Origin of the sequence: Sorangium sp. So ce693 (assembly GCF_051521375.1) — a bacterium.
Lineage (GTDB): Bacteria > Myxococcota_A > Polyangia > Polyangiales > Polyangiaceae > Sorangium > Sorangium atrum.
Window position 1 is genome coordinate 10,673,749 of sequence record NZ_CP150347.1, and the last position, 19,818, is coordinate 10,693,566.

Annotated in this window: 13 protein-coding genes; 6 read left to right on the forward strand and 7 right to left on the reverse strand. The window is 70.7% G+C overall.

Annotation, left to right across the window (positions count from 1 at the left end; all coding sequences use genetic code 11):
* Positions 1–16: 16 nt before the first annotated feature.
* The 4 genes from WMF14_RS39810 (at position 17) to WMF14_RS39825 (ending at position 5,041) form a co-directional block, all read left to right on the forward strand.
* Positions 17–2,206: a DUF2079 domain-containing protein gene (locus WMF14_RS39810; RefSeq protein WP_272102717.1), complete on the forward strand. Its 2,190-nt coding sequence runs from the start codon at positions 17–19 to the stop codon at positions 2,204–2,206.
* Complete coding sequence (locus tag WMF14_RS39815) at positions 2,181–2,627, forward strand: universal stress protein (protein ID WP_437795076.1); 447 nt, start codon at positions 2,181–2,183, stop codon at positions 2,625–2,627. Before WMF14_RS39810 ends, WMF14_RS39815 begins: the two co-directional genes overlap by 26 nt.
* 143 nt (positions 2,628–2,770) lie before the next feature.
* Entirely contained in the window at positions 2,771–3,985 is a 1,215-nt protein-coding gene (locus WMF14_RS39820; protein WP_272102715.1) for an ammonium transporter, read from the forward strand.
* Positions 3,986–4,291: 306 nt separating this feature from the next.
* Complete coding sequence (locus WMF14_RS39825; RefSeq protein ID WP_044966745.1) at positions 4,292–5,041, forward strand: YebC/PmpR family DNA-binding transcriptional regulator; 750 nt, start codon at positions 4,292–4,294, stop codon at positions 5,039–5,041.
* A 22-nt stretch (positions 5,042–5,063) separates the two neighbouring features.
* On the opposite strand, the gene WMF14_RS39830 is transcribed toward WMF14_RS39825, so the two are convergent.
* Both WMF14_RS39830 and coaBC read right to left on the reverse strand, forming a co-directional pair.
* On the reverse strand, positions 5,064–5,867 hold the full coding sequence (locus WMF14_RS39830; RefSeq protein WP_437795080.1) for a CPBP family intramembrane glutamic endopeptidase: 804 nt from the start codon (positions 5,865–5,867) through the stop codon (positions 5,064–5,066).
* Positions 5,864–7,222: a bifunctional phosphopantothenoylcysteine decarboxylase/phosphopantothenate--cysteine ligase CoaBC gene (gene coaBC / locus WMF14_RS39835; protein WP_437795083.1), complete on the reverse strand. Its 1,359-nt coding sequence runs from the start codon at positions 7,220–7,222 to the stop codon at positions 5,864–5,866. The genes WMF14_RS39830 and coaBC overlap by 4 nt, the downstream gene beginning before the upstream one ends.
* Positions 7,223–7,499: 277 nt before the next feature.
* Between coaBC and WMF14_RS39840 the strand changes: the two genes are divergently transcribed.
* On the forward strand, positions 7,500–8,528 hold the full coding sequence (locus WMF14_RS39840; protein ID WP_437795086.1) for a tryptophan--tRNA ligase: 1,029 nt from the start codon (positions 7,500–7,502) through the stop codon (positions 8,526–8,528).
* A 169-nt stretch (positions 8,529–8,697) separates the two neighbouring features.
* On the opposite strand, the gene WMF14_RS39845 is transcribed toward WMF14_RS39840, so the two are convergent.
* The 4 genes from WMF14_RS39845 to WMF14_RS39860 all read right to left on the reverse strand — a co-directional run bounded on the left by WMF14_RS39845 (position 8,698) and on the right by WMF14_RS39860 (position 14,787).
* Positions 8,698–10,467 (reverse strand): VanW family protein, encoded by a 1,770-nt coding sequence (locus WMF14_RS39845; protein WP_272102711.1) that lies wholly within the window; start codon positions 10,465–10,467, stop codon positions 8,698–8,700.
* 77 nt (positions 10,468–10,544) lie between these two features.
* On the reverse strand, positions 10,545–11,882 hold the full coding sequence (locus tag WMF14_RS39850; RefSeq protein ID WP_437795089.1) for a serine/threonine-protein kinase: 1,338 nt from the start codon (positions 11,880–11,882) through the stop codon (positions 10,545–10,547).
* Between the two features lie 282 nt (positions 11,883–12,164).
* Positions 12,165–14,420: an excinuclease ABC subunit UvrC gene (gene uvrC / locus WMF14_RS39855; protein WP_437795091.1), complete on the reverse strand. Its 2,256-nt coding sequence runs from the start codon at positions 14,418–14,420 to the stop codon at positions 12,165–12,167.
* 118 nt (positions 14,421–14,538) lie between these two features.
* Positions 14,539–14,787 carry a hypothetical protein gene (locus WMF14_RS39860; protein WP_437795093.1) on the reverse strand — a complete coding sequence of 83 codons (249 nt, stop codon included), beginning with the start codon at positions 14,785–14,787 and terminating at the stop codon, positions 14,539–14,541.
* A gap of 2,088 nt (positions 14,788–16,875) precedes the next feature.
* Between WMF14_RS39860 and WMF14_RS39865 the strand changes: the two genes are divergently transcribed.
* Entirely contained in the window at positions 16,876–17,328 is a 453-nt protein-coding gene (locus WMF14_RS39865) for a DNA-binding protein (RefSeq protein ID WP_272102708.1), read from the forward strand.
* Positions 17,329–18,569: 1,241 nt separating this feature from the next.
* On the opposite strand, the gene WMF14_RS39870 is transcribed toward WMF14_RS39865, so the two are convergent.
* Positions 18,570–19,817, reverse strand: coding sequence for a DUF2062 domain-containing protein (locus WMF14_RS39870; protein WP_437795096.1), 1,248 nt, complete (start codon positions 19,815–19,817; stop codon positions 18,570–18,572).
* Position 19,818 lies beyond the last annotated feature (1 nt).

A 19,818-nucleotide genomic window follows, 5' to 3' on the forward strand; every position in this document is an offset into this window, starting at 1 on the left:
AGGACCCGCCTCACCCATGCTAGACAACCACCGCACCAGGCTGAACAGCGCGCTCGCCAAGGTCGACGGCGCCCTCGAGCGGCTCGCGCGTGCCGCCTTGACCCTGGCGCCGTGGCCGATCCTCTACGGCATGAGCATCGCCGTGACGGCCTGGGTCTTCACCCACCCGAGCCGGCTCGCGCAGCTCGACACGAACAAGCTGACCGAGGTCGAGCGCCGCTGGATGGCCGGCGGCGTCGCCGCCGCCATCGTGGGGGTCGGGCTCGCCTACTTCCTCGTGATGCTGGCGCGGCGGGCCCGCACCCGGTCGTGGGACTTCATGCGCACCGTGGGCCGCGTCAACCGCGCCCTGGTCCCCCTGCTCGCGTTCCCGTTCATCGCCGCGCTCAAGCTCCCCAACATCGAGAAGGACAGCCCGAAGACCGCGATCTTCTTCGCCGTCCTCGCCGCCGTGGCCACGGGCGCGGGCGCCTACGCCTGGGGCCGCGGCGAGCGGCTCTCGCCCAGGTTCGATGACGCGTCCGAGCTCGACGGCGCGCCCTCGCAAGGGCCGCGCGCTCGTGATGGCCGCGCGCTCGCGATGGCCGCGCGGTGGCTCGCGCCGGTCGCCCTGCTCGCGATGTGGGCGGGCTACGCCCTCTTCTTCTCCCGGCTCGCGATCACCAACCACCACGCGCTGCACACCCGGACGCCCGATCTCGGGTACTACGACAACATCTTCTACCAGTCGGTCCACGGGAGGCCGCTCGGCTGCTCCTGGCTCAGGGCCGGCTACCACGGGTCCGCGCACTTCGACCCGCTCCTCGTCCTGCTCTCGCCGCTCTACCTCATCTATCCGAGGGCGGAGTTCCTCCTCATCTTCCAGTCCGTGTGGCTCGGCGCCGGCGTCGTCCCCGTCTACCTGCTCGCGCGCGACAAGCTCGCTCACCGCGGCAAGGCGCTCCTCCTCGCCGCGGTGTGGGCCATCTACCCGGCCCTGCACGGCGCGAACATGTACGAGTTCCACTCGCTCGCGCTGATCTCGCCGCTCGTCGTCTGGCTGCTCTACGCCTACGAGACCGGCAGGAACAGGCTGTACTGGTTCACGTTCGCCGTGCTGCTGCTCTGCCGGGAGGACGTCCCCCTGCTGATGTGCTTCGTCGGGCTCTACGCGATCCTCGACCGGCGCCCGGGCAGGACCCGCCTCGGCTGGGTGACCATCGCGATGAGCCTCGTCTACTTCGTCATCGTGAAGCTGTTCTTCATGACGTCGCCGGGCATCATCATGTCCGGCAAGGACGCTTATTCGTACGCTTACTACTACGAGGAGCTCATACCGAACCGGAGCGGGCTCAGCGGCCTGCTCGTCTCCCTCCTCACGAACCCCATCTTCGCGCTCAAGCTCCTGACGGAGGAGCCGAAGATCATCTTCCTGCTCCAGCTCTTCGTCCCCCTCTGCTTCCTGCCCTTCCTCGCGAAGCCCGGGCGCTGGATGCTCGCCTACGGGCTCATGTTCTGCCTGCTCGCCTCGCGCGACGCGGTGTTCTCGATCGCCTTCCAGTACTCGTCGATCCTCTTCCCCATCGCGTTCGCGCTGACGCCGATCGCCCTCAAGCGGGTGGAGGGCTCCGCGTCGGCGTACCCCGGGCTCGACGGGCGGCGCCTCTCGCGCGCGCTGCTCGCCGCCATGCTCGTGGCGAGCGCGCTGATGTCGTGGAAGTTCGGCGGGCTCGTCGAGAACGCGTCGTTCAAGGGCGGCTTCTCCCGCGTGGCGCGCAAGCTCACGCCCGACCAGGAGGCGACCTACGCCTGGGTCCGCCAGCAGGCGGACGCGATCCCCCGCGACGCCGTGGTCGGCGCGACGAGCAAGATGGGACCGCACGTGTCGAACCGGAAGGAGGCCTATTTCTATCCGGGCGACCGCGCCGCGGCCGTCCAGTACGTGCTGCTCGACGAGGGGGAGCTCAAGGGCAAGGACCTGGAGCGCCACAACGCGGCGGTGAAGCGCGGCGAGCTCGAGGAGCTCAGCCGGCTGAAGAAGATGGCGCTGTTCAAGCGGGTGAAGCCGCCGTCGAAGGCGCAGCCGCCGGCCCCGGCGGCCTCCGACGAGCCCCCTACCGGAGACCCGCCCCCGGAGCTACGAAAGCCGGACCGAAAGGACGGCGGCGCGCCGCCTGCGCCCTCCAGCACCGCGGAGCAAGATGAAGACCCTCCTCCTGGCCCATGACTTCAACGCGACCTCCGAGATCGCCCTCGACACGGCGATCGAGCTCGCCCGCAAGCTGTCCGCGAAGATCGTCGTGGCGCACGTGTACAGCGTGCCCGTGTACAGCTTCCCGGAAGGCTCGTCCCTGATCCCCTCGGCCGAGGACGCCGCGCGCATCGCCGATGCGGCGCAGCGGAGCCTCGATCAAGTGCTCGAGCGCCGGCGCGCCACGCCCGGCGTCGAGATCTCGGGCGTGCTGCGCGCCGGCGTCCCCGACGAAGAGATCTCCCGCCTCGCGGACGAGATCGGCGCCGACATGATCGTGATCGGGACACACGCGCGCGGCGCCGTCGCGCGGGCGCTGCTCGGCAGCGTTGCGCAGCGGGTGGTGAGATCGGCAAAGGTCCCGGTAATGTCCATACGAGGACCACAACCGGCCTGATGTGTATGTGACATCACGAAACGATCGGATTCGGTGTCCGGCGCCGCCAGATCGGGCGTTAGAAATTTCCCGACTTCCTGTCAAATGCGTCCTGCCGCGACCACGAAACCTCGTTGAAACATCGGGCACGTTACGCCCGAGCCATGAAGATCGACACTGGGGATACGGCCTGGCTCCTCGCATCGACAGCCCTCGTCCTTTTCATGACGCCGGGCCTCGCCCTGTTCTACGGCGGCATGGTGCGCCGCAAGAACGTGCTCGCGACGCTCATGCACTCGTTCGCCGCGCTCGCCGTGATCTCGGTGCAGTGGGTGGCCATCGGGTACTCGCTCTCGTTCGGGACCTCGCACGGTGGGCTCATCGGCGGGTTCGACTATGTCGGTCTGCACGGGATCGCGATGGCGGAGCGCGGCACGGTGCCGCACCTCGCGTTCGCGGCGTTCCAGATGATGTTCGCGGTGATCACGCCCGCGCTCATCGCGGGGGCGTTCGCCGAGCGGATGCGGTTCTCGGCGTACCTGGTCTTCATCCTGCTCTGGTCCACGCTCGTCTATGACCCGGTGGCGCACTGGGTGTGGGCGGAGAAGGGCTGGCTCTTCGAGATGGGCGCGCTCGACTTCGCGGGCGGCACCGTGGTTCACCTCGCGGCGGGCATCTCGGCGCTGATCTGTGCGCTCGTGCTGGGCAGGCGCACGGGATATCCGCACGAGCGGCACGTGCCGCACAACCTGACGATGACCCTGACGGGCACGGGCATCCTGTGGTTCGGGTGGTTCGGCTTCAACGCCGGCAGCGCGCTGACGTCGGGCGGGCTCGCCGCGCTGGCGCTGCTCGACACGCACCTCGCGGCGGCGGCGGGCGGCGCGGCGTGGCTCCTCGTCGAGTGGGCGCAGCGAGGCAAGCCGACCGCGCTCGGCGTGGCGTCCGGCATCGTGGCGGGGCTCGTCGGGATCACGCCCGCGGCCGGGTTCGTGGCGCCGTGGGCCGCCGTCGTGATCGGCCTGCTCGCGGGCGTGGTGTGTTATGCGGCGGTCGTCTCGAAGGAGCGCCTGCGCTACGACGACTCGCTCGACGCGTTCGGCGTCCACGGCGTGGGCGGCCTCCTCGGCGCGGTCCTCACCGGCGTCTTCGCCGAGAAGGCCCTGAACGAGGCCGGCCGCGACGGCGTGATCGCCGGCAACCCGGGGCAGCTGGTCCCGCAGCTGGCCGGCATCGCGGCCGTCGGGCTGTACGCCGCGATCGTGACCTTCGTGCTCCTCAAGCTGGTCGACAAGCTGATCGGCCTGCGCGTGCCCGAGAGCGACGAGCGCGAGGGCCTCGACGCGACGGAGCACGGCGAGACCGGCTACGCGCTGTAGCGACACAGAGGGGGCAGCCACAGACCCAGGTCGACAAGGGCCCCCGGCCGCGCTCGTTCTCCCGGTGAGGAGGGATACGCGGCCGGGGGTGCCGTCGTTGTTGCCTCCCCCGGAGCGCACCGCTAGAGCGACAGACGGTTCGAACCGAAAGGCGCCGAGAGCGCCAAGAGAGCTCGACAATCTCTTGGCGCTCCCGGCGCCCTGACGGTTTCTACGCCCGAACCGATCGGTGCTCCATCTTGCGCCGAACCTTCCCCCTGGGCGCGCGCCGCGAGCGAGCGCCCCGTCATCACGGAGCAGACAGGCATGAGCGGCCATTCGAAGTGGGCCACCATCAAGCGCAAGAAGGGCGCGCTCGACGCGAAGCGCGGCAAGCTCTTCACGAAGCTGATCAAGGAGATCACCGTCGCCTCGCGCATGGGCGGCGGAGACCCGAACGGCAACCCGCGGCTCCGCAAGGCGATCAACGACGCCAAGGGCCAGGCGATGCCCGCCGACACGATCAAGCGCGCAATCCAGCGCGGCACCGGCGAGATCGAGGGCGCGAACTACGAGGAGATCCTCTACGAAGGCACAGGGCCCGGCGGGACGCTGTTCCTCTGCGAGGCGATGACCGACAACCGGAACCGCACCGTGGCCGAGATCCGGAAGATCTTCGAGAAGAACAACGGGCAGCTCGGCGCCGGCGGCTCCGCGCAGTGGGCCTTCGAGAGGAAGGGGATCATCCTCCTCGCGAAGGACGCGGCGACGGAGGATCAGCTCATGGACACCGCCGTGGGCGCCGGCGCCGACGACTACAGCGACCAGGGAGAGGAGTGGCAGGTGCTCTCCAGCGTCGACGTGATGGACACCGTCGTGAAGGCCCTCGAGGACGCGAAGATCGCGGTGAAGTCGAACTCCGCGGGCTACGTCCCCAAGAACAAGAAAGAGGTCGCGGGCCGCGACGCCGAGGTCTGCCTGAACCTCGTCGACTCGCTCGACGACCACGACGACGTGCAGAACGTCTACGCCGACTTCGACGTGCCCGAAGAGGAGCTCGCGAAGCTCGAGGGCTGATCCCGGCCCGGGCGCGCGCCCGTCACGGGCGCCAGATGGGGAAGCTCACGATCGCCCACGAGAAGAACGCATGGGCGAAGACCGCCGGAGCCAGGCGCCCGGTCCGGTGCACCATGCGACCCCACACGATCGAGCAGCCGAAGCCCGCCGCGACGAGCAGCGGGTTCGGCCCGGCCACCGGATCGCCGAGCAGGAAGAGCGTGGGGGCGTGCGCGGCGGCGAACAGCGCGCTCGACAGCAGCCACGCAGCGACCTGGTCGAGCGGCCCCTCCAGGGCGCGCAGGACGAGCCCGCGCCAGACGATCTCCTCCAGCGCGGCGATGACGAAGACGAGCGCGCCGGCGAACACGCGCGCGTCGGCCGAGGGGTCGCCGAGCTGGAGGTACAGGCGAAGGACCCACGCCTCGCGCGGCGAGCCCCGCGGGGCGAGCAGCAGCTGCACCGCCATGGCGAGCCCGTAGAGCCCCGCCGCGACAAGGGCGCCGCGCGCGAGATCGCCCGACAGAGGGCGGAGCGCGGCGCGGAGCTCGCCGCGCCGGCGGAGCCACATCACGGTGATCGCCGTGAGGACGGCGTAGAGCGCGCCGAGCGCCGCGAGCATGGTAGGCGTGCCCGCGCGATCGGGATCGAACGCGAACGAGACGGCGAGCGCGACGCCGACGGTGACGGACGCGGCGATGAGCGCGGCCTCGCGGCGCGACGAGCGCGGCGGCTCGCGCGGATCGATCGCCCGCCGATCGCGCGACGAGGCCGCGGCGGCCGAGCCAGAGGCAGCCGGAGGAGCCGCGGCGGAAGGAGCCGCGGCGCGGTCTTCGCCCGGGATCATCGCGCGCTCGCCTGACTCGTCCGACTCGGCCAACCCGTCCGACTCGGCCAACACAATTGCAAGATCCGATCGAGGATGCGGTCCGCGAGCACCGGCTTGGGCAGTACGCCGAGCGCGTCGGCGGCGTCGCGGGTCACGAGCGTGGCGCGGTTGTCGTCCCGGCCGAACGAGTCCGCCGCGTGGTTGGCGACGATCATGTCGACGCGCTTGCTCGCGAGCTTGTGCCGGGCATAGGCGATCACCCCCTCGTCGGTGGCGGTCTCGACCGCGAACCCGACGAGCACCGGCGAGCGCGCTCCATCGGCGCCGTCAGCGCCGGCCAGACCCCCGCGCACCGCGCCGATCTCCGCGAGCAAGTCAGGGTTCGGCACGAGCGGGAGCGACGCGAGGTCGGGCGTCCGCTTCAGCTTGGTCGCGTGCTGCTCTGCCGGGCGGTAGTCGGACACGGCGGCCGTCATGATGAGCGCGTCGGCGCCGTGCAGGTCCTCGCCGAGCGCCTGCCAGAGCGCCTCGCGCATCGAGAGCGCGCCGCGCACGTCGACCCGGCGCGCGCCCGGCGGCGTCGAGAGCGACACGGGGCCGGCGATGAGCGTGACCTGCGCGCCCCGCGCCGCGGCCCGCTCCGCCACGGCGAAGCCCATCTTGCCGGTCGACCGGTTGCCGAGGAAGCGCACGGGATCGAGGTCCTCGAGCGTCGGGCCCGCCGTGACGACGACCCGGAGCCCCGCGAGATCGCGCGGTGCGAGCCGCGAGAACGCCGCGGCCGCGATCGCCGCCGGCTCGGCCATGCGCCCGAGGCCGCGCTCGCCCGAGGCGACCTCGCCGAAGACCGGGCCGACGAGCTCCACGCGCCCGTCGGCCTCGAGCGTGGCGACGTTCCGCGCCGTCGCGGGGTGAACCCACATGCGGGGGTGCATCGCGGGCGCGGCGAGCACCGGCCCCCGCGCGCACAGGGCGAGCGCCGTCACGAGGTCGTCGGCGCGCCCCGCGGCGAGGCGAGCGATCACGTCGGCGGTCGCGGGCGCGAGCAGCACCAGATCGGCCTCCGCGGCGAGCGCGACGTGCAGCTCGCCCGCGAAGCCGGGATCCCACATGGTGTCGCGCACCGGCTCGCCGCAAAGCCCGCTCAGCGTCATGGGCCCGAGGAACTGCTGCGCCGCGCGCGTCATGATCGGGAGCACGCGCGCGCCGCCCTGGATCAAGAGCCGGGCCACCTCGGCGGCCTTGTACGCCGCGATGCTGCCCGAGACGGCGAGCGCGACGGTCGGCCGCGCGCCTTCGGGGGCTCGGCCAGCGGGCGGTGGGGCGGAGGCCTCGGGGCGAGGTGCGGGAGATGACGGCGTTTGGCCGGACATGGCGCAGGTGCCAGCGTGGGTCGGGGGTCGGTCCGGCGTCCACCGTGGCACGAAAATCGCCGATCGTACACGGCCACGACACGGTACACGCGGCGCCGCGGGCGGAGACGCTCCAGGGCCGCGCTGCGCTGCGGGCAGAGCGCTCGTGCCGGCGCGCACGCCGCGCGCCGACGCGCGCCGGCAGCCAGAAACCCGGCAGATTTTTTGGGGCGCGGCAGTGGCATCACTCGCGCGGAGCGCGTAATGGGATGAGCTCTCTCAGAGGAACACGACAACGATGGCAAGCACCGTCCTCACCGGCATCAAGCCCACCGGAACGCCGCACCTCGGCAACTTCGTAGGGGCGATCAAGCCGGCGCTCGCGCTCGCAGGGACCGCGTCGAACGCGCTCTACTTCGTCGCCGACTTTCACGCGCTCAACGTCATCCACGACGCGCAGAAGCTCCGGAGCCTGGTCCACGAGGTCGCCGCGACATGGCTCGCGCTCGGCCTCGATCCCGAGAAGGTCATCTTCTACAGGCAATCCGACGTTCCGGAGATCTTCGAGCTGAGCTGGATCCTCTCCTGCTTCACGGCGAAGGGGCTCATGAACCGGGCCCACGCCTACAAGGCCGCTGTCGCCAAGAACATGGAGTCGCGGGCCGGAGCGTCGGGCGCCGCGGGCGTCGAGGACAGCGACGACCTCGACGCCGGGATCAACATGGGCCTCTATGGCTATCCGGTGCTGATGGCGGCCGACATCCTCCTGTTCAAGACGAATGTCGTGCCGGTGGGCAAGGACCAGGTCCAGCACATCGAGATCGCCCGCGATATCGCGCAGCGGTTCAACGCGATCTACGGCCCGACCCTGATCCTGCCCGAGGCGCGCATCAGCGCCGAAACGGCGGTGATCCCGGGCCTCGACGGCCGCAAGATGAGCAAGAGCTACGACAACACCATCGCGCTCTTCCTGCCGCCGGAGAAGCTGCGCAAGACGATCTTCAAGTACAAGACGGACTCGTCGCCCCCGAGCGAGCCGAAGGATCCGAACACCTCGCCGCTCTTCCACCTCTACCGGGAGTTCGCCACGCCCGAAGAGGCGGAGGCGCTCCGCGGCCGCTACCAGAGCGGCATCGGCTGGGGCGAGGCGAAAGAGGCCGTGTTCGACGTGCTGAACCGCGCGCTCGAGGAGCCGCGGCGCCGCTACGCCGACCTCATGGCCAACCCGGCCCGCGTCGACGCCCTGCTCCTGGAAGGCGCCCAGCGCGCGCGGGCGCTCGCGAGCCCGACGCTCCACGAGGTGCGCCGGGCGGTCGGCGCTCGCTGAAGGCCGCGACGGCGGAGGACGAGCGGAGCCCGCCGAGGCCAGCGCGGCCTTCAGCGAGCGCCGCCGAACAGGCGCCGTAGCTCTCGTTCGACACCGTCCGCTCAGCCGCCGTCGCTCTCGTTCGACGCCACCCGCTCAGCCGCCGTCACTCTCGTTCGACGCCACCCGCTCAGCCGCCGTCGCTCGTCGTCGTCTTCTTCTGGTTCTGGCGTCGCTTCTTGCCCTTGCCGCCCTTCGCCTCGTCCCCCGCGGGGTCCCGCTGGCCACGGCCTTCTGGCGCGGCCGCGCCCGGGGCCTGCATGACGGCGATCCCCTCGGCGGGCGGCGCGTCCTCGCCGCGCGCGCGGCCGCTTTCCCCTTCGGCGCGCTCCGCCCCCTTCGCGCGGAACGTGCCGAACCCCGCGCGCTCGGTCCAGCCGCGCTCGCCCGTGAGCCCGGGCTCGCGGCTCTCGACGGTGCCGCCGCCCGGCTCGGGGCCGGTCACGCCCGGCGTGCGGACGTCCGGCCCCTGCGTGACGACGAGGTACTCGTCCGCGACGTACTCGGGGTGATTGTCGTCGGCCGTCTTGGCCTCCGGGTCGCGCGGGCCGCTCCCGACATGGATGATCTGCGCGGTCGGCGGGTAGCTGTCGCTCCACTTCTCCCGCACCGCGTAGGCGCCGTCGCGGACGACCCGCGAGCTCGTCGTCCTGAAGCCGGGGATGCCGCGCTGAGCGAGCGCCCGTATCCCTTCGGGCAGCTTCGGCGTCGGGCGCTCCAGCTCCTCGAACGGGATGACTTCGTCGATGCGACGGAAGTACGTGACCGTGAGCTTGCGCGAGGGCCCGAGGATCTCGGCGCGCACGACGCCGCCGGCCACCGTCTCGTGGAGCACGATCGGGAAGTCGAACGGGTTCCTGAAGCGATAGTTGATCGTCGGGTAGACGACGGTCGCGTCGAGGCCGAGCTTGATGTAGTAGCTCGGGCGGGAGTGCGGGTAGCGCTCGACGATCTCGAGCCCCGCGAAGAACGCGGCGCCGTGGAGCGTGCCCGAGATCTGGCAGGTCCCGCCGCCGAGCCCGTCGACGAGCTCTCCCTGGGCGATGACCGGAGCGACGCGGTACCCGTGCGCCTCGTCGCGCGGGCCGACCGTCTCGTTGAAGTCGAAGATCTCGCCCGGCATGACGACCACGCCGTCGAGCTTGGACGCGGCGAGCCTGAGGTTGTACGTCCTCTCCTTGGATCTCCCTCCGGTCGCGTAGCGCGTCTCGAAGTAGCCGAGCACCTGATCGAACTTGACGTTGCCAAGCTGCTCGGCGACGAGCTTCGGCGGGATCGTCTCGACGCTGGCCAGCGCGGTGTCCTCGCCCGCCCGGAGAGCGGCGTCGATGCGCGCGAGCGTGCCGTAGACGTCCAGCCGGTACCCGATCTTCTCGGGCTTGAGCTGCCTCGCCTCGAGGTCGACATACGCGTCGACCGCGGGGGCGTCGAGCTCGACCTTCAGGTCGAGCAGCTTGCTGATCGCCCGCTCGGAGTCGAGGAGGAGCGGGATCGGGATGTCGAGCGGCGCGTCCTCATCGCGCTTGTCGCCATCGCCGGCCCGCTCGTGCGCGCGGCGGAGCGCGCTCTCGGGGCGGAGCGCCTCGCGCACGAACTCGGCGAGGCGGACCCGGTTGATCTCGACGCCGAGATCGTTGCGGCGGAGCGCGCGCGCGGAGCCGTCGGGGAGCACGATCCGGATCTCCCCGGTCGCGTAGCGGCGCACGAGGTCGAGCGCGTTCGCCACCACGTCGCCGCCCGTCGGCACGGGCACCTGCGCCACGCGGAGGACCGGCGGGGGCTTCGGGCCGTCGTCCGGCGGGGGCGGCAGCACGAGGTAGGTGATGACCAGGCCGCTCGTGACGAAGATCGCCACCAGCGCGGCGAACCGCCAGAGCTCCGGCGAGCGGCGAAGATCCATGCGAGGGCGGCCATCTTGAAAAGCGTTGCCCGAACCGTCAAGCGAACGCGGGCCAGGAACGCGGACGAGGTGCGCCGCTACGGTGCGGCGCGCGTCGCGTCGGCGCCGCCGCGGGGCGCCTTGGATGCGGCGCGCGCGGCCCTGAGGAGCGGATCCTCGATCGAGCCCGCCCTGGGCACGAGCAGAGAGCCCCGCTGGCGCGGCGGGCCGCCATGCGGCGAGGAGCGCAGGAGGAGCGCGCCCGCGAGCACCACGAGGACCACGAGGCCGACGGTCGCAGGGACGAGCCAGCGCCGGGCGTGGCCCTCCTCGGACGTCGGCGGCGCCGGCGGAGCGCCCTGCGGCGCGGCGGCGCCGCGCTCAGCGCTCGCGCGCCCGGGCTGGGCGGCGGCGTGCGGCGAGCTCTGCTGTGACTGCGGATAGTCGGGGTCGATCGCGCGCTCGCGCGCGATCTGCATGGCCTCCTGGATCGCGGCGCGCCGCCGCTCGCCGCGCGGGCCGAGCATCTGCTGCATCAGCGCGGCGAGCTCATCCGAGGTGGCGATCGGCGTCGCGGGCGACAGCTGCTCGATGGAGCGGCGCAGCTCGGCCATCGAGGCGAAGCGCTCCTCCCTCGGCTTCGCGAGCATCCTCATGATGATGCGCCCGACGTCCTCCGGGAGCGACGGGACGAGGGTCTGCGGCGGCTCGGCTGCCGCCTTGTCGCAGATGCGGCGCACCGTCGCGGGATCGTTCTCGGCGTGGAAGGGGTGCCTGCCGGTCACGAGCTGATAGAAGACGATCCCGAGCGTGAACACGTCGGTGCGGCGATCGATGGGCTCGCTGCCGGCCTGCTCCGGCGACATGTACGCGTACTTGCCCTTCACCTGGCCGACCTGGGTTCGCTGCAGGTTCGAGGCGGCCTTGGCGACGCCGAAGTCGAGGATCTTCACCGACCCGTCGTATCCGACCAGGATGTTTTGCGGCGAGACGTCGCGGTGGACGAGGCCGACGGGCTTGCCGTCGCGGCCGCGCAGCTCGTGCGCGGCGTGCAGGCCGAGGGCCGCCTCGGCCACGATGCGGAGCGCGAAGGGGAGCGGCAGGCCGCCGCGCGCCTTGCTCTCGCGGAGAACCAGGTTGAGCGGCTCGCCGTCGATGAGCTCCATCACCTGGTAGAGGACGCCGTCCTCCTCGCCCACATCGATGGTCTCCGCGACGTTCGGGTGATGGATCTGCGAGACCAGGGTGGCCTCGTCGAGGAACATCGCCTCGAAGTCGGGATCGTCGCTCAGCTCGGCGCGCAGCAGCTTGACGGCGACGATCCTGGGGAGCTGGCCGCCCGTTCGAGCGGCCCACACCGAGGCCATGCCCCCGAGCGCGATGGGGACGAGGAGCTCATAGCGACCGAGCGTGTGGCCAGCGCGTACTTCTCCCATGGTGCTCACGTGCCGCGTAACCCCGGAGCGAGGCAGTGCCCGCCGGGAATCGAGCCCGCCGAGCGCGGCCCGCCGCGGCCCGCCCACTACGTCGGGTCCGCAAGAAGCGCTCGGTGTGCCAGGTGGTGCTCTTGATCGAAAAATGACCGCGTGCGCCCGGATTGCGGCCGGGCGCCTGGTGTTCGGATCGTCGCAGAGAACGCCTTGGCGCTCAACCCGGAACGCCGTTCGGGTCGCAGCGTGATCTTTCACCGATCCATCGCGGCGCGGCCGCGGTCGCGCTCAGCGCGTGAGCCCGCGAGCCTTGGAGAGATCGCCGGTGTCCTCGGCCGGCGCGTCGGGCTGTGAGGACTCGGGAGACGGGATGACCTTGCGCAGCGCGGACAGGTGTCGCTTGGTGACCCCTGTCACCGCCAGGATCTGAGCGTCCGTCGCGCGGCGCACTCCTTCCATGGAACCGAGCTCCCGGAGGAGCGCCGTCCTCACCGCGCTGCCAAGCCCTGGGATGTCCTCGATCGCGGACCGGAGGCGCCGCGCCTTGCCTAGCCGCTTGCGTGCGTGGTTTGCGAAGCGGTGCGCCTCGTCGCGCGCGCGCGCCAGGAAGAAGAGGGCGGAGCTCGTCGATCGGAGCGGGATACCGTTCTTCTGGCCAGGCAGGTAGACGCGGTCGACGAGCTTCTCTCCGGTCTGCGTCTCCCGCTCCTTCGCCAAGCCGACGATCGGGAGGCCGTGCAGGCCGAGATCGCGCGCCGCCGACAGCGCTACCTGGAGCTGGCCGCGCCCACCATCGACGACGAACAGATCTGGAAGATCCCACTCGCCTCCGCTGGCCTCGGCGCTCCTCGACACATCACCCCCCGAGCCGGCGCTCTCCCGCTCCGCGGCAGCGGACACCTGCGTCCCTTCCGTCTGCGGCGTAGCGTCGCTCGCTGTTGCCAAGCCGATGTCCTCCTCAGCGACGTCGCCCTCCATCGCATCGCTCTCGAGCGCGTCGCTCTCCGCCGGATCGCTCTCCATCATGTCGCTCTCGGCGACGCCTTCCATCATGTCGCTCTCGGCGACGCCCTCCATCACGTCGCTCTCGGGCGCGCCTTCGGCGCCGAGGGCGGCCTCGCTCTCTGCGGTGGACGCGGGGCTCGCCTGCCGGGCGGCCTTTCCGCGGCGGAAGCGCCGTGAGAGCACCTCGTACATCGCGGCGTAGTCGTCGCCGTCGGCCACGCTCTTCACGTTGAAGCTGCGGTAGCGCTTCTTGTCCGGCTGACCATCGAGGAGCGCCACGATCGATCCCACCGTGTCGCCGCCGCCGAGATGCGAGATGTCGCAGCACTCGATGCGACGCGGGAGCGTCGGGAGACGAAGGCGCTCCCTGAGCTCCTCGAGCCGGGCCTCGAGATCGTCCGAGCTCCGTTGCTTCTCCCGGAACGCGTGAGCTGCGTTCTCGCTCGCCATCTTGAGCAGATCGACGCGGGGCCCGCGCTGAGGCACGAAGAGCGCCACCTTGCGGCCGCGCCGATCGCCGAGCCACTCCGCAACGCCCTCCGCGCCGTCTGGCAACACCGGCACGAGGACCTCATCGGGGATCGTGGTGGACGCGACGCCATAGTACTCGTTCAGGAAGCCGCCGAGCACCTCGTCGTCCGGCAGCTCCATGTTGCGGAGCGAGAAGGACAGCGTGTCTGCGACGCGCCCCCTCCGCACCAAGATCACCTCGACCTCCACGAGCGTCCCCTCGCGGTAGATGCCCACCACGTCTTGATCGACGTCCTTCACGTAGACGACGCGCTGGGCCTCGCGCACCGCCTCGACCGCCCGGAGCTGATCGCGGTAGATGGCGGCGCGCTCGAACTCGAGCTCCCGCGACGCGTCCCGCATTCGCGTGGTGAGCTCGCCCGTGAGCTCGTCGTGGCGCCCTTCGAGGAAGAGCGCGACCGAGCGGACCATCTCCGTATAGAGCTCCCGGTCGACATCCATCACGCAGGGCGCGAGGCAACGCTTGATCTGGTACTGCAGGCAGGGGCGCCGGCGCGACGCCATCTCGGTATCGGAGCAGGTGCGGAGCTGGAAGTGCTTGTTGACCAGGTGGAGCGTCCGCCGCGCGCTCGTCGCCGAGTGGTAGGGCCCGAAATAGCGCGCCTTGTCCGGGGCGGGACGGCGGACCGTCTCGAGCATCGGCCACGCCTTCTGCGTGTCGAGCTTGAGGCAAAGGAAGTCCTTGTCGTCACGCAGCTTGACGTTGAACCGCGGCTTGTGCTGCTTGACGAGCTCGTTCTCGAGTACGGCCGCTTCCTTCTCGGTGGCGGTGACCACCGTCTCCAGATCGGCCACGATCTTCCGGAGTATCGGGATGAAGTACCTGGCGTCGCTCCCGCTCTCCTGAAAGTAGCTACGGACGCGCGAGCGCAGGCTCTTCGCCTTGCCGACGTAGACGACGGCGCCGGCCTTGTCGATGAACAGATAGCAGCCCGGCGTCGTCGGGAGCGACGCGAGCTTGGCGGCGAGGAGGGCTTCGGGATCCTGCTTGGCGCTCGGGTTGACCACGGCCGGAACGATCTAGAAGTCGCGCGCGCCGGCAGCAAGCGCCGCGATCACGGCTCCTCCCGTGGAGAGCGGCCGACGCGGCCCGTGCCGGTTCTCCTTTACATCTAGAAAAGCGCCGTCATGTGACGCGGCGCCGCTCGCCGGGAGCGACGGGGCAGAACGCCCAGGTCGAGATGTCGAGCGGGTCGCCCGACCCGACCGCGACGTTCGCGAGGCCATGTTCGAGCCGAAGCGAAGGCGACACGAACACGCCGGCCAGACTGCGGGCGATCGCCGCCGCGCGGCGAGGCGGGAGTCCCACGCGCACCACGTTGCCATCGGTCCACACGCGGGCCACACGCGGGCCACACGCGGGCGCGCTGATCATGTGAGCCGCGCGTCATCACGCAGCGCACGCGGGCGGGCTGATCACGTGAGCGGCGCGCGCGGGCGCCCTGATCATGTGAGCCGCGCGGCGCGCGCGAGCGCCCTGATCACGTGAGCCGCGCAGCGCGCGCCGCGGCCTGATCACGTGAGCCGCGCAGCGCGCGCCGCGGCCTGATCACGTGAGCCGCGCGCGCCGCGGCCTGATCACGTGAGCCGCGCAGCGCGCGCCGCGGCCTGATCACGTGAGCCGCGCGCGCCGCGGCCTGATCACGTGAGCCGCGCGCGCCGCGTGGTGACGCGCGGCGCTCGCGAGGCCACCCGATCACGGTGTGCCGTCGCGCGTCGCACGACCGCCCGTGTAGGAGGCAGCGCGAGCGACTGCGGTGATGGCCCGCCGCGCCCGGGTCGACGCGAGACACGCCCTCGAGCAGCCAGTAGGTCCGACCGCAGGATCTCCGCGGGAGGAGGTCTCGGGTGTCGAGCGCTCCTCCTTCGTGGCCTGGCGGACCGCGGCATCTTCGCCTCGGTCGCAATCCGGCGCGACTCCCGGTCGCTCCATCGCGCCCAGTCCGTCTGGAGCTTCCTGGTCTTGAGAGAGGTCGCCCGCTGGAGAGCGAGGTTGCCCGTACCGGCCATCGGTGCCCGCTTGTCCCCGCCGTAGCTGCGCTTCGGGCTCTCCCCGCAAGCCACTTTCAGCCCGCCGGGCGCCACGGTGGCGAGCGTCTGGGAAGCATCTGGGAGGAATCAGGGAGGGGCGATGGGAGGACCGATGCCCGGTCGGAGCTCCATCGTTGCCTCGCACCCTCTAATCAGGTTGCCTGAACCCGAAAGGACTTGTATGGTCGTAACACCACCAGCGACTGCCCGTTCGATACCCGGGTCCTGGGGCCAGAAGGCATCGGCGAACTGAGCCTGCGGCGCCACCGGCCCCGTGTCTGGTTCCCGTTCGCTGCCGTCCAGGTGCGCCGCTGCGCCTGGTGTCGGGCGGCCCCCGAGGTGGAGTGCGCGTCGAGCTGCCGAGGAGTGACGAACTGTCCACCAGCGTCCATCACCACCGCCCCGCTCGGGGGATCGATGTCGCCCTCGGCGGCGACGGTGAGCTTTGCCCCCTCGCACGGGAGCGAGCCGCGGGCGAGCGTCACCCTGGTGCGCAGCACGAGTGTCACCCCCTGAATCAGGATGAGCGGCTGAGCAGGAGCGGCAGCCTCGCGGCCTCCCGCAGGGCGACTTCCGGCTTGCCGGGGCGGCCGTCGGAGCTCGGGCACGGCGAGCGGTTTGGGAGACTCGGCCGGAGGCTGGGCAGCTCCAGCACAGCCGCAAAAAGACGCAGCCAGACCGGAGGCGACATGGCCTGGGGGCTGCAACATGGGTGGGAGCAACCGCGTCGGGCCGCCGCGCCGATCAGCCAGGGGGATGTCCTGGCAGGTGGGTGGGGTAGCCCTCATGACGTCGACACCGCCGGAGGGCGTCTCGACGGCCGACACGTTGCGGTCGATCCCGGAGAGCGGCTCGGTCGGGAGACGAGAGCTCGGGCATACGGTTACGCCGCGGGAGCAGGGTGGAGTGCAGAAGTGAAAGGCTGCCGTTCCAGCTCACCGGCGATCGGCTGGAACGGCGACCTCGGCCATGACACCTTTCCTCATCGCGGGTGCTCCACCCGGGGGGTCGGGCTCCTCCACGGTCCCTCGGTCAGGCGCCCGCTTCGGCCGATGCGCGGTGGGGCGCGTGTGTCCGGAGCACAGGAAAGCAGATCTTCATGGGAATGTCGCTGGCTCCCCTCGGTTACGGGGCTGCCCACGGCACGCGCGCCGCGGCATCCAAATCCGGAGCGCGGTGCAGAGCGGAGCACGGCGCTGTCCATCGCACCCTCTTGGTTGGGGCGGTGCCTGGCTTCGCGGCGCGACGTCGCCAGGGAGACGAGGTGGCTGGAGTCCGGCTCGACCGGTCGCCCCCAGCACCCCATGACCCGACGGGGAGGTGGCGAGCGCGGGTTCTTGACGCACGTTGAGGGGACACCTCTCGAATTATTTTCAAGCAAGGTGCTGTTCAGCAGTTGACAACTCTAGCTATTCATGGGACGCGAGATCCAATGAACAACGTCGAAACCGAGATCAAAAGCCACGTTGATGCATTCGTCTCTCAGCTGAGCGGACTTGTCCGCAAAGCGGCTCTCGAGGCTGTCGCCAACGCCCTGCGAGGCGAGGGCCAGCCGGTCGCTGCGGCCGCCGCGCCGCGCAAGGTGGGTCGGGCCAAGGCCGCTCCTCAGCAGCCTGCGGAGGTCAAGAAGGCGGTCGGTCGCCCCGCTCGCGCTGCGAAGCCTACCCGCAAGAAGGGCGAGAAGCGCTCGAAGGAAGAGCTCGCCGCGATGACGCAGAAGGTCCTGGAGCACATCCGGAGCAACAGCGGCCAGGGCGTCGAGCAGATCGCCAAGGATCTGGGCACGACCACGAAGGAGCTGACCCTCCCGATTCGGAAGCTGCTCGTCGAGAAGAAGATCACGTCGAAAGGAGAGAAGCGGGCTACCAAGTACTTTTCCCGCTGAAGCCAGCCTCGACGCTCTCCAGAAGAAGGGTCCGGCCAAACCGACCGAGGTCGACCTCCCGCCTTCCCCCAAGCCCAGCAGGGGAAATCGCGGCGAGCCAGGAGCCATTCCGGCAGGCGCGGAGACGTCGCACATCGGGGCGGAGCAAGCTCCGCAGCCATACACGCTGCTGGATGCCCCTCAGGAAGTCCCTCCAAGTCATGTCGTCTCCTCGTAGGACGACGGAGAAATCCGCGCGCAAGGCACGTCAGCTGCCGCCCGACCGCTGCTGAGCGGATCCGCCTGGTGACTCGACGCAGGCTGCGCCTCTCCCCGATCGCGTCTGTGAGCACATGTCCGCTCTGGTGCCCAGGACGCTGGGTTACCGAGCCGCCACGCCCGTGCTCTTGTCGACGGCGGATCGGGAGAGACCATCACGCCATCACCCCTGAGACCCCAACATATCGTGGGGCATCATCGATGGACCACCACATCTAGTTTCGCGCATCAGCGATCCCGTCGGGCCTCCTGTCACGCAGCGATGACGCGGCCTCGAAACGGACGCTGGGGCGTGAAGCGGGGCGGAGCTCCAAGGAAGCGAAAGCGAGAGGCACCGGCGCGACGCGGCGACGCGGCGCGGGAGTCCGGTCATCCCGGTCCGGACCCCCGCCGGGCGGAGCTCGTTCCGTGGGGTCGTGAGGGCGGCAGGGACTGCCGACGTGGAAGAGCACGATCGGCGCTGCGCGCAGGCGTTGTTGCTGTGAACGCCTGACCCGCTCCGCCCATCCGGCGCCTTCTCGACGATCGCGCGGCGCCCTCGGAGCGACACTGGACCCGGCCGGCCCGGAGCTCAACGCACCTCCACGGACACCTGGACAGGACGCCCCAGGCGGATATTGCCAGCTTGCCATGTGGGCGAGCCCGACGCCTGGCAAGGCGGTGCCCTGGAGGCCTGTCGGCCTCTAGCGATCAGGAAGAAACATGGACAGCGGGGCTCCGCCGCCAGGCCCGTGGGATAAGCATGGCCTGTGCCATGAGGGGGGTCGCTCCACCGGATAGCTCGGCTCGTGTACCGAAAGGAGCCTCGAGAGCAACGCGTCAACATACCGGACAGGTTCTGACCATCCGCGGTGATCGAGCCACTGGGCGATGCGCTCAGAAGAGGCCGCGCGCCGGATCAGACACCCGGTAACGGCTGCTGACGCTGAGGGCGCGGCGCGGGCGGTGGGAGGGTGAGAGCTCGCGGGGAGGGCGACTCGGGCTCAGCGCTGGGCTCGGCTCCCGACGATGAGGACATTCGAGAAGGGCGTTTTCCCCCAGGCGGGCATCGTCTCGCAGGAGAAGCCGAGCTGCTCGAGGAGCGCCACGATCTCTCGGGCAGGACGGAAGCGCACACGCTCGCCCCGGTTGAATCGAAGCGCGGTGAAGACGCGCTCCTCAAGGAGCGTGATCGAGCTCCTCAAGCCGCGCTCGGTGTCCGCCTCGCGGACGAGCAGGCGCCCGCCCGGACGAACCGCGGCCGCCGCCCGCCGCAGGATCGCGTCCTGCTCTTCCACGCGGAAGTAGTGGAGCAGGTCGATGAGCAGCACGGTGTCTGCAGTTCCGAGCTCGGCCTCGCGCGCATCCGCGCACCAGAACTCGGCGTCCAGCGGAGGGGCGGCGTGGGCCGCGCGCTGCGCGCCGGGCGACTCGGACGAGCGCGGGAGAGGTGCGCCGGAGCCCCCGCCGGCCGCGCGCCGAGCGTCCTCTATCTTGGCTCGGTCCCAGTCGAACCCACGCGCGCGCTCGGCCCTCCCCAGCTCGAGCAGGAGAATCGGCAGCTGGCCAGCCCCGGTCCCGATATCGAGGACCTCCCCGAGCGCGCCGGGGCGGTCGCCAGCGATGTCGGCAATCAACCGGGCGATGGGGTCGCCGAGCAGCTTGAAGCGGACATAGTGAAAGCGGGTACGCTGCGCCGGCGTGGCGCCCTCAGGCGGGCTGTACCGCCCGGCGACGCGCTCGACCGCGTGAACCCACGGCGGTGCATCCCCGGGGAGCCGATACGGCTCCATCCTGCTGCTCTGCTGCAGGGGAGCGCGGCGCCGCTTCAGCGTGACGAGGACGAAGATCAGGCCGCCGCCGAGCGCCGCGAGCGCGAGCCCGACCACCGGGGCGCCGAGGAACATGTACTCGGGGAAGTCCGAAAGCGCTTGCGCCCAGCTCATCTTTTCGTAGAGGCGCAGCCAGCGACCCGTGCGGAGGTACGCGCCGACCTGGACCTCGGCCGTGAGCAGCGCTGGCGCGAACAAGGGGTTGGAGATGTTCGCAGCGACCCAGGCAATCGCTGCATCCAGGCGGAACCACAGACAGAGGAGGAGCACGAGCGGCGTGTGGCAGCCGAAGATCGGCTGCGATCCGATGAACAGGCCGATCGCCACCGCCACGGCGGTCCGGCCGGCGGAGAGCTCGCTGCCACGGAGCTCACGCCACGCGCGGCGCGCCTCCTCTCGGAGGAGAGAGTATTTCGCCAAC